This is a genomic window from Bradyrhizobium sp. JR4.1 (assembly GCF_040548605.1).
Lineage (GTDB): Bacteria > Pseudomonadota > Alphaproteobacteria > Rhizobiales > Xanthobacteraceae > Bradyrhizobium > Bradyrhizobium canariense.
On the sequence record NZ_JBEPRY010000029.1, the window covers coordinates 50,820 to 65,674 of the forward strand.

The window sequence follows — 14,855 nt, forward strand, 5'->3', positions numbered from 1 at the left end:
CCCCGCCACAGCGCCGCTGTTCCCGCGGACGATGAGGCGGGGCGCTCGCCTTAACGTATGATGTCGAAGCTGTAGTCTGTCTTGCCAACCGAGCTGGTTTTTCTATCGAGCTCATCAAAGATCTTATCGAGAATCTTGACCAGCACATTCATGCTACCCTGATAGCCCCACACTGGATAACGATGATGATGATGGCGATCGAAGATAGGAAACCCGATGCGGATTAGCGGTGTTCCAGTGTCACGCTCGAGATACTTGCCATAGGTGTTACCGATCAGGAAATCGACGGGTTCTGTGAACAGAAGCGAACGCATGTGCCAGAGATCCTTGCCCGGAAAGGCGCGACAGTTCTTACCGAACGGCGAACTCGCGAACAGCGCCTCCATCTTCTGCTTCCAGGCCTTACTCCCATTGGTCGAGAGCACGTGGATCGGCTCAGCGCCGAGCTCCAACAAGAATGCGGCCAGGCCATAGCAGAGGTCGGGATCGCCGTAGATCGCGAACTTCTTGCCGTGAACGTGCGCGCTAGAGTCAGCCATTGCGTCTACCAGACGTCCGCGCTCCTGCTCCAGCGCATTTGGAATTGCCTTGTTGGTAATACGCGACAGCGTCATCAGGAAATCGTCTGTGGCGCTGACGCCCAGCGGGTGATTGAAGGCGACGACCTCCTGGTCGTGCCCCTTGACGAAGGCCAACGTCTTCTCCGTGCAATATTGCTGCATGGAAATCGTTGCCTTTGCGTGGACTGCGTTCGCTGCATCCTCTAGTGTGGTGCCGCCATCGTACATGCGGAACTCGCCATCCGTGGGGGTATCGAACACGTCGCTGTTATCCGCGAGGATCGTGTAGCCGATCCCCATCAGCTCGAAGATGCGCTTTATCTCACGGACGTTGCCGACAGTGTAGCCGTCGAATCCGCCGATCAAGTTGATTGTGTCGTTCGCCTTGCGCTGGAGTTTTGGCGCCGTGCCGGCTTTGCCATCCCAGAAATGCTCGAGGATGCCCTTGAGCGCGTTGTCGTAGCCGGTAACGTGGCTGCCCACGAATGCAGGAGTGTGAGCGAATGGTACGTCGTAGTCCGCGGGGACTGAACCTTTTTCCTTAGATGTTTTGATGAAGGCGTTGAGATCATCCCCGATGACTTCCGCCATGCAGGTCGTGGCGACCGCGATCATCTTCGGTTTGTACATGTTATAGCTGTTGGCAAGCCCGTCGGTCAGGTTGTTGAGCCCCCCGAACACTGCCGCGTCTTCCGTCATGGACGAGGAGACGCACGAGGTCGGCTCCTTGAAGTGTCGCGACAAATGGCTGCGATAATACGCGACGCAACCCTGGGAGCCGTGGACGAACGGCAGTGTGCGCTCGAACCCGAGCGCGGCGAACACCGCACCGAGCGGCTGGCAAGCCTTCGCCGGATTAACGGTTAGCGCCTCGCGGGCAAAGTTCTTCTCGCGGTATTCGGGCGTCTTGGACCATTCTCTGATGCGGTCGACTTCGGCGGGATCGTGCGGATTCTCAAATAGCGCCTTCTTGTTGGCCAGCATCTGCTGGTATTCGTCTCCCCGGAAAAGCTCAGAGTGGTCGAGTATGTGTTCGGCGTTCTGTGTCATCATGGCACTCTTTAGGTTCTTGTGTTTGTTCTCCTGCCCCTCCCCTCCTCTGCGGAAGAAAGGGACCAGGCGCCGGCTTTCCTATTCCGCCGCCATGAGGCTCGGCCGCGGAGCGTCCTTCCAAGGTGCCTTGGTCTTTCCCCAGATCGGGGAGTTGATCGCCATGTCCATGTCGCGGGCGAAGATCGCGAAGCCGTCATAGCCGTGGTAAGGACCCGAGTAGTCCCAGGAGTGCATTTGGCGGAACGGCACGCCCATCTTCTGAAAGACGTACTTTTCCTTGATACCGGAGCCGACGAGGTCTGGCCGGATGTGTTCAACGAATCGCTCGAATTCGTAGCCGGTGACATCGTCGTAGATCAGCGTGCCATCTTTGACGTAGTGCTGAGCGGTGCGCTGGTAGTCATCGTTATGCGCGAACTCATAGCCCGTGCCGACAACATCCATCCCCAGGTCCTCGTAGGCGCCGATGACGTGGCGAGGACGTAAGCCGCCGACGAACAGCATTACAGTCTTGCCTTCGAGCCGCGGCCGGTATTTCGCGGTCACCTTATCGACAAGCGGCTGATACTTGGCGATGACCCGCTCGGCGCCTTCCTTGATCTTGTCATCGAAGAAGCTTGCAATCTTGCGCAGCGACTCCGCGATTTTTGACGGCCCGAAGAAGTTGTACTCGCACCAGGGAATTCCGAATTTTTCCTCCATATGCCGTGAGATGTAGTTCATCGAGCGATAGCAATGCAATATGTTGAGCTTCGCCTTCGGCGTCGCCTCCAATTCAGCGAGAGATCCATCCCCGGACCACTGGGCGATGACGCGCAGGCCCATTTCTTCGAGCAGGATCCGAGAGGACCAGGCATCGCCGCCGATGTTGTAGTCGCCGATGATCGCAACGTCATATTGCGTCGACTCAAATTTAGAGCTGGCCTCTGGGGCGCTCTTGTCGAAGATCCAATCTCGAACGGCGTCGTTCGCGATGTGATGGCCGAGCGATTGTGACACGCCACGAAACCCCTCGCACCGCACCGGCACGATGGTTTTGCCGCCATATTCCTTTGACTTTGCTCTCGAGACTGCCTCGATATCGTCGCCGATCAAACCGATCGGACATTCGGACTGAATGGTGATGCCCCTGTTGAGAGGAAATAGCTCCTGGAGCTCGTCGATGAGTTTGGTAATCTTTTTATCGCCGCCGAACACGATATCCTTTTCCTGGAAATCGGAGGTGAACTGCAGTGTCACGAAGGTGTCAATGCCGGTCGTGCCGATGTAGTAGTTGCGCCGCGAGCCCCATGAGTACTGACCACAACCGACCGGACCGTGGCTGATGTGGATCATGTCCTTGATCGGCCCCCAGACCACGCCCTTGGAGCCCGCGTAGGCGCAACCACGGATGGTCATCACGCCCGGAATGGACTTGATATTCGACTTGACGCCACAATCCGACTTTCCCGCCTCGTGAACACTGAGATGCTTGGCGCGCCTTTTGGCGGTCTTCTCTGGGTAGACCTTCAACACCTCATCGATTAGCTGCTTGTTGCGCGCCTTGATCTTAGCGACGCTCTGGGTAGTTGCTCGGCTCATACAAATTTCCTTTCGATTGTCGTCTCAAATCAAGAAGCGACGCTTCTCCGGCAGACCGACGGATTTCCGATCCGGCGTTCAGGTGTACAGCGTGCAATCTCCGTGACCGGTCCTACCGATCGCAACTTCGCTGTCTTCTGGATCATGCGGCAGCGGTCGTCCACGATCTTGTAGTTCGTCTCGGCTGAGCGCTTGCGAGCGCCGTGTGTGTGACGCTGTTGATTTGTCGACGGGATCGCTGACCACGACGCGTCTCGGTGAAGTCATGCCTGCTCTCCAGCGGTTGGACATATCGGCTTCTTTACTCACTGCCTGCCATCAGGGGCGTGTCCCTCTGCATGTTGATGCAAAGGGCTAACAGCCGCCTGTTGCGCAGGGGTCTGCAACGAGTGTGCCAGCGCGGGCTCAATACAAAAACCCACGTCTGTAGAGCTAGATAGCTGGTAGGACGCGGATTGTTAGAAACCTGACCCTGTCTGGCACCGACAGGCGTACCCGCTAGCGCCGTGTCTGAAACAAAACAAGCAAGTGCGCTCTCCGCGAAATCGACGCCGCCAAAGATAGGTTGTTCGCCGCATTGAAGGTCGAGTCAGGGACGAAGAAAGATATCGCCAAGGAGACATCGCTCACCTTGGACATCACCGAGCACCGGCATTTCGGGTTGGATCATCGCTGCCATGGTCGCGCTTTCCGCTTTGATGAGCATGTCCGCCGGACTTGTCTGAATGATCCCGCTGGCCGCGGCGTACCTTCTGCCAACCATCATCGCCTTCAAGTTTCGGCATCACTACGCCTGGGCGTTGGCCATCCTGAACGTCGTCTTTGGCTCCCCCGTGCTCGGCTGACTTGGGTTCTTCGTGCGGGCGCTGATTCCTCTTTGGAATCGGCATTGGCCGCCAGGTCACAGCATTCGGCACCCGGCCTGGCGAAGACTCCAGCCGGGGATCCGGCGCAACGGTGCCCAATTACGATCTGCGCTCCGTATGGAAGCTGCCCGTCTTGCAAGCCGAGATCTTCGCCTTCGAAAGAGAGAGAGCCCGGTGGAATCAGCCGTGACCATCAAGCTGCATTGCGCGCCGTCCTCGCTTCTGAAGCGACGAGTTGGCTGCACTCAGCCGCCAGTCGGTTCACGCCCTCGCGTTCGACCTGCTCACGACCCCTTTTGACCTTCTCGCGCTCCTGCTGGAGCGCTTCGGTCTCTCGGGCGACCTCCGCGTCCTTGCTCGCCCAGGTGTTCCCGGAACCGCTGGCGGCTCTCGGTGAGAAAAGGGACGGCGAGGGATTCAGTTAGCCGAATCCCATGGTTGCAGATCGGGCACTGCAGAGTGGGTTCATGAGCGCATCTGGCCGCCGTCGCGTTAGATGTCATGCCCCCTCACCTTTCGGCAACTCCTCGGCCTGAATAAACGTGATCCGGCCCGCTCTGCCGCGCTTCCGATGTCGCTTTACCGTTATTTCGACGTCCTGGTCGAACGCTGTCAGCATACGCAGCAGTTTTACCACCGAAACCAGCCTGAACTGGCCCCGAAGCAGCTTGGACAAGTTGGGCTGCTTCACGCCCACCAGTTTCGCGGCTTGGGCCTGCGTCATCTTCCGCTCCGCCATCAACCGTTTCAGTTGTACGACGAGGGCTGCCTTGAGTTGGTGCTCGTGGGCATTCGGCAGGCCGAGATCAGTAAAAATGTTGCCGGAGCCCCGACTGTGGGCGGGCAGCTTCTTCTTCGCGCTCATCATCAGGCTGGTTTTTTCCTTGTGGATCGCTTCGGTGTCGCGCAGGCGCTGTCGAAGAGATGCCCCTTCTGCGAGGCTAGTTCGTCCCTGATGCTGATCAGCGCTCTAAAGAGCTGCTGATCGGCTCGGGTGAAGGTCAATTTGAACGCTCTACCGGGCTCGAGTGCCTTCGGAGATTTAGCTTAATTTGTTGTGGGGTTTGCTCGTCTTGGAGGACGGCACACAGGCGGGGAGCACGTATTGTGTGAGGCTAAGAGTATTGACAGTAATTCGTGCGTCCGAGCGCCTGCTGAAATCAGTGTAAGACACGGGTCACTTCCATAGAAGAGTTTCTGGCCAATCTGTGAACTCCAACTCGAAGCTACGCAGGCCAGTGAGTTTGGTCGTAAATTTAAGGGTCTTCCCTGAAAGGGCTGCCAATGAGCCAGACGCGAAGTTGAATACTGCTGTACCGGAAGCTGCGACCGCGATTCCTTGCTCGCCTTCTAAGCTAGAGAAGCCGGTCGCCTCGGAGAGTTGCCCAATTGCAACTCCCTCCGGCGCGCCGTGAAATTCCAGGGACGCCAAGTATGTTCCCTTGTCAGCAGCCCACTCGCTAACCGACACCGCTGTAATCCCCGGGTCGCTGCCATCCGTGATCCGACAGCCATATTGAACCGTGAGAACGACCCGCTCATTGCGAACTCCGACGGGCTCTCGATCGGCGGCGGTGATCGTGCACGCGTACCGCCTTGTATCCGCAACCGCGCCCGTGCTTGGCCCGAACAACTCGATAGCGGAACATAACACAAAAGCGAGAACGGATCTTATCATTCGGCTGCACCTGGTCTGGAATATCGTTCGCCTGCTCTGTACAATCTGACGCTACGGCCGATTCAAGCTTCTTCGATCGCTCTGTCGGACGAAGGACACTCACCACGACCGCGGTGTCGCACAAAGAGGCGAGCGGTTTCCCCTGGCCCCTGGATGGGTGCCCGAACCATTTCACTGCGGCGCTCACGGCGCGCAGACAGCACGTCGGTGAACTAACGCTATGGACCGATGCCTTTCAGCTCAGCGGCAGCCATGAGGGGTGCGACGAGCCGCGGCGTCGGAGCGCTACGCTCCTGACGCAGGCGCAGGCGTTCTGTGGGCGGATGCCATTTCCGCTTCCATGACCCGCGGCACAGGTCCCGAATTTCGCTTCAGTGTCAATGTAAAAGGAAACGTGGTCGCTAGGAGCCGTTCAAAGGCAGACTGACGTTCAAGCAGACGCTCTTCGAGGATCTTACGCTCGAGATCACTTAGCTCGCTTTGAAGCCGTCTGCGACAGCGCCAAATGTCATTCCGCACGTATCTGATCTCATTCAAGCGATCGTCAATCGAAGCCATCATGGATACGGTATCCAACTTGAACCAGCCATGGACAATGGTCAATCACGTCCTGTCGTAAGACGCCGATGAGATCTCACGACCTGGCAATCTGCGGACACGATGTCACGATTTCGTCCCAGCACGTTCTCTTTGTATCGCAGTCTTTCAACGCAAGAGCACGAAGTGATGACTCCTTCTGCAGAAATTCAGCTTTTTTGCCATCAACGCGCAGGATTTCAAAAGCTGCCGTTCGTCCGCGAGTCGGCCGAATAGCTATCTTATTCCAACCAACACCCGGCCAGATCAGGTATCAGGCCGCCCATTCAAGCTGGTGTCGAATGGGAGTAGGAGTAATCGGACGGTCGCACCGTCCAACTCTGGGCAACCGCGCCTTTCAGATTTGAGATCAGCAATTGCCATGCCAGCGAACTTCAGGTGGGATTGAAGACAGGCCATGTTCAGACTCGGGGCTCGTCTGTTACAAACGAGCGGGATTTTGCGGCGGCGGCGCGCCAGAGCGGCCGGACATCAGTCGGAGAGACTTTAGTCGGCAGGGCTCGGCGAATCGTGAGCGACGCAAGCGCTGGGCGCCTCGGCTCAGTGTCTCGTGCGCAGATCTTATTACCTGCCAACCCGCGTGCGGCCCGCAAGCTGGCAATTTGATCTCATCACAAAAGTTTCAGCCGGGACTGGAGCTTGTCGCATCTGGGACACTGAATGTAGTCATCAAACCAGGACATCCGACTTTGTTTGTTCGCCCGGACTCGTCACCGAAATCAGTAGCTTGCATGTCAGATGCAACTGGCATCCCAGTTGCTATTGCCCAGTAACACCGTAAGCGCTGAGTGCGACAGCGGTGTAAGACGGATACATCAGCTTTGCGGGAGCGTATTGGGCACCCAATCGCTTGATGGAGCACCGATGCGGCCACCGGACAGCTTACCCTTTTGCGGTACACCTGTTGTTGTCAGATCGACCAGCAAGATTAGTCTGATCTACCAACACGACCGCCGTGATCTAGCTCAAAGCGAACTCGCCAATCAAATATGGGCCGAAAGCTTCGTGGACGAACGCCGGCAGCGAGCACCTCGAAAGGCACAGCTTGATGCAGCCTCGCGTCAGAAGATCCGGTGCATGCTGCGCCGGCCCGTCGAGGGAACGGGGGCTCGCATCGCTTTCGACTGTTTCCTTGATTAACAATCAGAACTGATGAGGCGGGGGTATGAACAAATCGATCCGGGAGCTTCGGCTTTAGCTGAAGCATCTGTTTTGGCGATCGGGCTGCTGATGTCGTCAGGAGCTAACGCCGACGATGATCTGATGAGAACCGCCAAGGAGATCTTCCATCCGATTCCCTCAGTCGTTCCTGAGGTAAAGAACAATCCAATCACGCATGAAAAGATTCAGCTTGGCAAGATGCTGTTCTTCGATCCGCGGCTATCGGCAAGCGAGATCATCAGCTGCAATACGTGCCACAATCTCGCCACCGGCGGAGTCGATGCCGGTCCGACCTCCGTCGGTCACGGCTGGAAGGTCGGCCTACGTCGGGCCCCCACCCTCTACAATGCAGTGTTCAATACGGCGCAATTCTGGGACGGACGCGCCGTGGACCTCAAGGCGCAAGCCACCGGCCCTGTGCAGGCGAGTGCCGAAATGAATGCGACTCCGGATCATGTGCTCGACACCTTGAACTCAATGGCAAGCTATGTCGACTTGTTCAAAAACGCTTTCCCGAACGAAGCGAGACCGGGTCACCTTCGAAGGCTTTTGAAGCAACTCTCATTACGCCTGCGGCCCCATTCGATCAGTATCTGGGGGGCAATACACATGCTCTCAACGATCAGGAGAAGTCAGGCTTGGCGCTGTTTATGGAGAAGGGGTGCTCCACCTGCCACAATGGACGTCGGTGGACAGGCCTATTTCCCATTCGGCGCGATGAAAAAGCCGGACCCAAGGGTGCTTCCGGACGCCGACGGGGCCGGTTCGCGGTCACCAAGGCGGCCGCCGACGAATATGTCTTCCGCGCGGCGCCGTTGCGGAACGTCGCCTTGCGAGCCCCTTACTTCCATTCGGGTCAGGTTTGGAATCTGAAGCAAGCTGTTGCCTGATGAGTGAATTCCAGCTCGGCGCCAAGCTTAGCGATGAGGAAGAGAACGATATCGTAGCGTTTCTAAATTCGCTGACCCGGCGGCTGCCTAAGATCGAGTATCCGATACCACCCACGCGTACGAACACCACACCAGAGCCTTCTATAGACAAATAGGTTAACGCACCGGCCCCATGCGTTGGCTCCAGATGCGGTGCAACGACCCTGACCGATCTCGTGCACTAAAAAAACGCCCGGCCTCCTCGGGAGGCCGGGCGAAAGTCACGCCGGAGCGAGCTGCTTTATGAATCGCACCAGCTTTCGTCGGTAGGGAGGACTACCGGCGATCGATTTACGGCGAGGGCATTCGCCGTCAAACAACGAGGAGCGGAGATCGCTCCGCGCGAAATCTGGAGCCTCTTGCCTTCCACTCCTGTGGGAAATCTCAGGACTTGACCACCACTCGCCCGCTGTCCGGTTGGCAAGGCAGTGCCTTGCTCAAGCTGGGATCCTTCGCGCAACCGGTTTCGGTGCCGTGCCCTGAAACTCAAGCCGCCGTTTGCTTGGCGCAGCAGCATCCCCAAGCACCAACAGCGCTCGATTATCTTTCCCGAGCATCGTGCCAAAGCGCCAATTTTCGTATGACATTCCGTAAGGGCGGTAAAATTGATTGTTATGATGGCACACATCCACGCGATGGATAAATGAAACAGTCGGGCTGCGGTTCGCGTACAGCGTTAATGACTATGGAATATGTCACCTGATCGGCACGAAAGTTCCTTGATCTTCTGAACTGAGAACGCCAGCTACGTCTTCACATTGGGATCGAGATCGGTCTCTAGCTCAATGTCGATCGGAACATGAAGCAGCGAGCAGGAGGGAGCAACCTGAACACGGTCCCTACCCAGGTTTTGGACCAGAGGGGCAAGTTGGCGGAGCAGCGGCGGAAGATTGGAGCGCCACACGTTGCGACCATCGACGACGCCTAGCGAGACCACGAGATCTCTAGGAGCTGTGGCGACAATTGTGTCCAACTGGTCGGGCGCCCGAACCAGGTCCACATCAAGCCCGGCAACGGGCAAGGCCAAGGTTGTTTCAAGATTGTCGCCGATAGCCCCGAAATAAGTGGCCAGCATGATTTTAAGCGCCGGCACGGCCTTTGCGAAATGAGCATAGGCCCGGCGGACAGCCGCCCGAGATGCCTCATCCAGGTCCATCACTAGGGATTGCTCATCGAGCTGAACCCATTCAGCACCGCGCGAGGCTAGTTCGCGGAGAACATCGACATAGACTGGGAAGAGTCGATCAAGCAACGACAACGGATTGAATGCTGGATTTGAGCTTTTGCCGAGCTTCAGGAAAGTGACTGGGCCAACCAGGACGGGGCGCGTCTGCTAGCCGAGACTTTTTGCCTCCTCATACTCCTCGATCGGCTTTCGGGAGGAATACTTAAAGATTTGATCCTGGTGAAATTCCGGCACCATGTAGTGGTAGTTGGTATCGAACCACTTCGTCATCTCCTGCGCGGCTACGCCAGGCCCATGCTGAGCGTGACCACCGTCCTGAGCGCCACGTGCCATGGTCTTGAGCGACACAGGACAGTCGGTCCAGCCGTATACGTCGGGAATGGCACCGACCATTACGCTAGTATCGAGCACATGGTCGTAGAGCGAGAAGTGATTTGAAGGAATGACGGTCGCGCCGCGGGATTTCTGCCGTGCCAATTCGCGGCACGAAGTCCACTTCCCGCCTCGAGGAACTCGGCTGCGCTGGACTTTCCCGCCCAGTAGCTCTCGAGCGCGAACTTGAGCTCGCGTCGTGGGCCGATGCGTGACGTCCCCAGTGTGGCAACGGGAAGCGACCGAATAGACATAACTTAGACCCCATGATTGGGGGCAAAGGCCATGTCGGACGCGTGCAGCGAATGTCGCGTGAACGACAGCTGCTAGGCGCACCACCGGGACACCCCGCCCGTGGACGATATCTTGTCGAGGCAGGTCTCCTGGCTCGCGGGTCGTCGCTGCTGTCCGGCCTTCCCGAAGCCGCATGGCTTCAGTGACTTCGTTGGACAGCGGCTCGCCGTTCACAGTTGCGGGGACAGCGCTGGGATTACACCGGCTTCCCTCTTAGCTCCGGATCAAACGAAATCCGGAGACCACGACTTCCGGCATTATGCGGACGGGGATCGATGCGCCAACCTACCGAGCCTGGCTGCGATGTTGCCCAAGTCATTGCGAGCCGTACTAGGTAGGCTATGACAATCTGAGGCGAAATCGAGCGATGAAGGTTTCTCGACACGGGGCTGGCTATGCTGCCTTAGACGGGACACAGGTGTCAGGCACCGGACAGACGACCGCGCATTGCGGCGTGTCGCAATGGCCCTCGCACTCCGTACACTTCTTGGCGTCGATAACGTAAATGTCACGCTTGAGGCTGATCGCCGCGTTGGGACACTCGAACTCACATGCACCACAAACCGTACATTGCGAAGCGACGATCTTGTAAGCCATACCTTCCGACTCCTTTGGGCGAACGATGCGATTCGCGATCCCCTTCAAGGGCCGTGCCAAACAGACGCGTTCAATGCTGGGCAATTCGCGCAATTGTGCTGCCCGGGTCTGAGACCATGTTACATCTGCGACAGCAACAGGCCGTCTCAATTTCGAGCTATACGAGCCCTCGGACCCTGCACGAGAGCCAGTCGCGACTCAACCAGTGCGCGCTTCCAGGTTTGTCTGTCACGGCAGCGCGGGACCAACCGAGGCTCGACGATTCCGAACCGGCGGCGCGACTAAAAGCCGCGAGCCAACGCGTCTACGCCGGATCTCGGCAGACCTTCGGTCACACGCCCTGACCGGAGGTTTTTTGCAAACCTCGCTGATGGCTGCAACGTTATCTCCGCGGAACTGGCTGAGACTGGCCAAAAACAGTCTGTGCTACAAAACGCTCCGCGTCGGCGCTTCGGAGAGAAATGAAGTTGCGCTGGGAGGAGCGACACTGGCTTTGCAAAGTGACCGCCTATCAGCACGCCTGGTACAGTAGGCGCAGCAGTGCGGACGAGCGCTGGTCCGCTTTGCCTGGCCGTGCTTAGCCACCTGTCGTGCAACTATTTTGGACGAAGTGGAGGAGGGCTGAAGGATGATTGTGCAAATTGCTTCAGCGGCATGGCCTTTCCGAACAGATGGCCCTGCGCAAGGTCGAAGCCGAGTTCGGTCACAGCAATCAGGTCGGCCTCGCTCTCCACACCTTCGGCGACAGTGCGCACACTGTACTCTTTGGCTAGATCAACGATATGGCGGCACACCGTTCGCTTCAGGGCCCCATTTCCGCAACCAGAGATGAACTTCCGGTCTACTTTCAACTTCATGAACGGGAATTTCTCCACCCCCATGAGCTGCGGCCAATTGGTGCCAACATTGTCGATTGCAAGGCCAATGTTGTGAAAGCGAACCTCACGCGCGACCTCGATCAGGAGATCTAGGTTCTGGATGGCCTCCTTGCTCGCGATTTCAATCGTCAAGCCGCCGAAATCCGGGTGCGACGGCATGCGCTGACAGAGATCACGTACCCCCTGCGGGTCAATCAGGAATGCGGCCGGGAGATTGATGGAGAGATCGATCGAAGTTTGGTGCTCCAGAAGATAGTGCCAATCCCTGATGGCGCGGTCGATCACGAACTGCGACAACTCCCTAAAATGCGGATCGTGAGGCTCCGGGATGAAATAGGCTGGTGGAACAACGCCCCAGGTCGGGTGCCGCATTCGCACAAGCGCCTCGGCGCCGCGGCGGCTGAGGGTACACGCGTCAAACTTCGGCTCATACCAGAGCTCAAGCCAGCCAGCGTGTAAGGCTTCTCCGACATGGACCGCCGGACGGGGCGCCGGCTCTCTGGGCAAGAGCATGGCGACCCGATCGCGCAACGTCTCAGCTGCAAACGGCGTCCTCAGCGGCGGCAGCATAGCAAGTCCATATTCGCCCCCCACCTGCTGCACTGCCGTCATGACGATCGACTCGCGGGCGCCGAACGCCAGCACTTTGCCCGCAAATTCTTCGCGTACGAGTATCTCGAGCAATCGTCCAGGCTCGATGCGATCCGAGCCAATGCCGAGCAGGATCAGATCAGGGAACTCCGTGCAGAGTACGTGCGACAACTCGTCAGCAGTGCCGCATTCGCTGATAACAAACCCCATACCCTCCAGCACATCCCGAAGAAAGGCGCGCAGATGCCGCTTTCCGCCCGCCACGCACGCTCGCGGCCGCACCTTACGGTGCCCGAAGATTACAGGTTTTCGTCCGACAAGTTCGGCCTGCCCATGCCCCATCGCAACCACTCCCGTTCCGTGATGGTCCCTTAAACGAGGAGCGAAGGTCCAAACAAGCTGTGCTTGGCATTATCTCTCGATTCTTCGAGGTAAGCTTAAGATGGTGCACTAGCGTGCAAAATCTTTCGCGGTGTTGTTCACACGATTTTGTCGGCGCATGCGTATGATACCTGGCCGGCTTCGCGCAACTTTGTACGAGTGACGCACGCGGTTGTCGGGAATCTCACCTTCGGGTGCGCGGACCCGGTGCGCCCTATGTGCTGCGATCATCATGGTGCGAGATCTAATTGATGGACTCGCTTGTGAGTGACGATCGGCAATCACTCTTACGGCGACAACTTGCACTTTCTTCAGCTCTGCTGCTTATAGCGAGTGCGGAAGTCCCATTCTCTACCGAGCTTGATAGTTGCTCTCATTTGCGGTTTCTGTATCTTTCTGGCTATGAATTTCCTCAAGAGGGGCTAACGTTACGGGTGTTCGTGTTGGAGATGAAGCGCAAGGTCTGTCCCACGGGGCACGGCTTTGCACAAAAGGCGTGCCAGGAGCTGAGGACGCGATTGCAGAAGTGGTCGAAAAGCTCTTTCTGAACTAGGTGGCCCCGGACCGGAGTTCAGCCTTGAAGGCGCGAAGCAGGCGGCCTTGTGCCTGATTCAGGATCCCGAAGAGGGGTTCATTTTTGTCATCGAGCAACAAGCCACCGGGCAGATTGTAGGGGTCGCCACCATCTCGGCCGTACAGGCCGTGAGAGTTAGCCGGAGCCTACGGCGTGCTTCAGGATTCATGGATTTGTCGCGACTTCCGAAGCTCTCGCCACGGTCGGCGTTTGCTCGAGGCGGTACATTCGGAGGCGAAGTGCCGAGGCTGGCAGATGATTGAGGTTGCGTTGCCTCCGGATAGCTATCCGGGCTTAGAACGGGTGCGCCGTTTCGGGGATATCGGGTTGGAGGGTTGCGCTCATTGCGGTGGCCTAGCAACGGCCGGATCGTGCCGCACTGCGGATCGAGTTCCATGAGGCCTTCATGTAGTCCGCCACCGGCAGCCGGCCATCCGGTGCGATCTTCAAACCGTTCGGCCAGCCGTCATATTCGATGATCAGAGACCAGGCGCCGTCTGGTGAAATCCGGTAAATGCGGCCGAAGGGGTATCGACGACGTAGAGATTTCCGGACTTGTCGAACGACGGCCCCTCGATGAAACCATCCACTAGATGACCCCCGCGGTTGGCATCAGCCCAGTCCCAGGAAACATCCGGGCGACGAAATTGCGCCGGCATCGAGGAGAACTCGCGAGGCTCGACCAGCTGAGGCGGCTTGTCCAGATACATCATGACGCGCCTCCCAATGTGCGGCGCGGCTGGCCCTCATATTTGTAGCCGAACTGCTTGGGCATCGGTCCCTTGTTGCGATCCTTGCGCCCGGTCTGCTCCCACGCATGCGCAAGGATTCCAACCGCACGCGACAGGCAGAAGACCCCGCGCGCCAGCGCAGGCGCAAAGCCCAGCTCGCCGTAAATGACCGCGGTGGCGCCATCAATGTTCATCGGAATGAGTTTGCCCTTGCGCTGCTGCATCGCGCGCTCGATCGCGCGGGCGGCCCTGGCATAATCGCCGCTGACGCTGCCCTCGTCGGCAGCGGCATCCACCAGCGCCAATAGCGGTGCTGCGCGCGGGTCGACCGGATGAAACCGGTGGCCGAAACCGGGCAGATATTTGCCGCGTCTTGCGGTGAAATGGTCGATCGCGGCGGAAGCGGCCTCGCCGATCTCCAGCCCATCGCGCCGTCGCAACACATCTTCGTACAGTTCGATTGCCTGCTCTCCTGCTCCGCCATGTACGTCATCGAGCGTATTGATTGCGGAGGCGATTGCACCGTTCAGGGGCAGGCCGCAGCTCACCGCCATTTGCGCGATCGCGATGGAGGGCGCGTGCGGACCATGGTCGATGGACGCGACCAGCGCAGCTTGTAGCAAATGCTCCTGCGCGGGCGTCGGCAGATCGCCGCGCAACATCAGCCAAATCATGGCGGGAAAGGAAATCCGGCCGATTAACTGTTCGATCGGATAGCCCCGATAGGCGATGCGACCGGGCACGATATCGCAGATCGAGGTTCGCCACCAATGGGCGGCTTGCTGTCGCAATTCTTGTTCGCTCATTTCCGGCTCCATCCATTCAA

The 14,855-nt window shown here is 58.1% G+C and carries 8 protein-coding genes, 2 pseudogenes and 1 riboswitch; of the genes and pseudogenes, 2 read left to right on the plus strand and 8 right to left on the minus strand.

The window, feature by feature from the left end; genetic code table 11:
• Nucleotides 1-50: 50 nt before the first annotated feature.
• Together nifK and nifD are read right to left on the minus strand one after the other, a co-directional pair.
• Nucleotides 51-1,610 (minus strand): nitrogenase molybdenum-iron protein subunit beta, encoded by a 1,560-nt coding sequence (nifK, locus tag ABIB90_RS35745; RefSeq protein WP_027515602.1) that lies wholly within the window; start codon nt 1,608-1,610, stop codon nt 51-53.
• An 81-nt stretch (nt 1,611-1,691) separates the two neighbouring features.
• Nucleotides 1,692-3,194: a nitrogenase molybdenum-iron protein alpha chain gene (gene nifD / locus ABIB90_RS35750; protein WP_354202439.1), complete on the minus strand. Its 1,503-nt coding sequence runs from the start codon at nt 3,192-3,194 to the stop codon at nt 1,692-1,694.
• A 725-nt stretch (nt 3,195-3,919) separates the two neighbouring features.
• Between nifD and ABIB90_RS35755 the strand changes: the two genes are divergently transcribed.
• Nucleotides 3,920-4,039 carry a superinfection immunity protein gene (locus tag ABIB90_RS35755; RefSeq protein WP_084462147.1) on the plus strand — a complete coding sequence of 40 codons (120 nt, stop codon included), beginning with the start codon at nt 3,920-3,922 and terminating at the stop codon, nt 4,037-4,039.
• 520 nt (nt 4,040-4,559) lie between these two features.
• Here the strand turns inward: ABIB90_RS35755 and ABIB90_RS35760 are convergent.
• Complete coding sequence (locus ABIB90_RS35760) at nt 4,560-4,928, minus strand: helix-turn-helix domain-containing protein (protein WP_027515600.1); 369 nt, start codon at nt 4,926-4,928, stop codon at nt 4,560-4,562.
• Nucleotides 4,929-7,487: 2,559 nt separating this feature from the next.
• On the opposite strand from ABIB90_RS35760, the pseudogene ABIB90_RS35765 reads away from it, so the two are divergent.
• Nucleotides 7,488-8,541: pseudogene (locus ABIB90_RS35765) on the plus strand (cytochrome-c peroxidase).
• A 632-nt stretch (nt 8,542-9,173) separates the two neighbouring features.
• Here the strand turns inward: ABIB90_RS35765 and ABIB90_RS35770 are convergent.
• The 5 genes and pseudogenes from ABIB90_RS35770 to ABIB90_RS35795 all read right to left on the minus strand — a co-directional run.
• Nucleotides 9,174-10,237 (minus strand): annotated as a pseudogene (locus tag ABIB90_RS35770) (5-methyltetrahydropteroyltriglutamate--homocysteine S-methyltransferase); the annotation flags it as partial.
• A 102-nt stretch (nt 10,238-10,339) separates the two neighbouring features.
• Nucleotides 10,340-10,539: riboswitch (cobalamin riboswitch) on the minus strand.
• Nucleotides 10,540-10,670: 131 nt separating this feature from the next.
• Entirely contained in the window at nt 10,671-10,874 is a 204-nt protein-coding gene (locus ABIB90_RS35775; protein WP_084462458.1) for a 4Fe-4S binding protein, read from the minus strand.
• Nucleotides 10,875-11,470: 596 nt separating this feature from the next.
• Nucleotides 11,471-12,685 (minus strand): EAL domain-containing response regulator, encoded by a 1,215-nt coding sequence (locus tag ABIB90_RS35780; RefSeq protein WP_027515596.1) that lies wholly within the window; start codon nt 12,683-12,685, stop codon nt 11,471-11,473.
• Nucleotides 12,686-13,777: 1,092 nt separating this feature from the next.
• Nucleotides 13,778-14,011 carry a hypothetical protein gene (locus tag ABIB90_RS35790; protein ID WP_027515595.1) on the minus strand — a complete coding sequence of 78 codons (234 nt, stop codon included), beginning with the start codon at nt 14,009-14,011 and terminating at the stop codon, nt 13,778-13,780.
• On the minus strand, nt 14,008-14,835 hold the full coding sequence (locus ABIB90_RS35795; protein WP_027515594.1) for a citryl-CoA lyase: 828 nt from the start codon (nt 14,833-14,835) through the stop codon (nt 14,008-14,010). Before ABIB90_RS35795 ends, ABIB90_RS35790 begins: the two co-directional genes overlap by 4 nt.
• Nucleotides 14,836-14,855 lie beyond the last annotated feature (20 nt).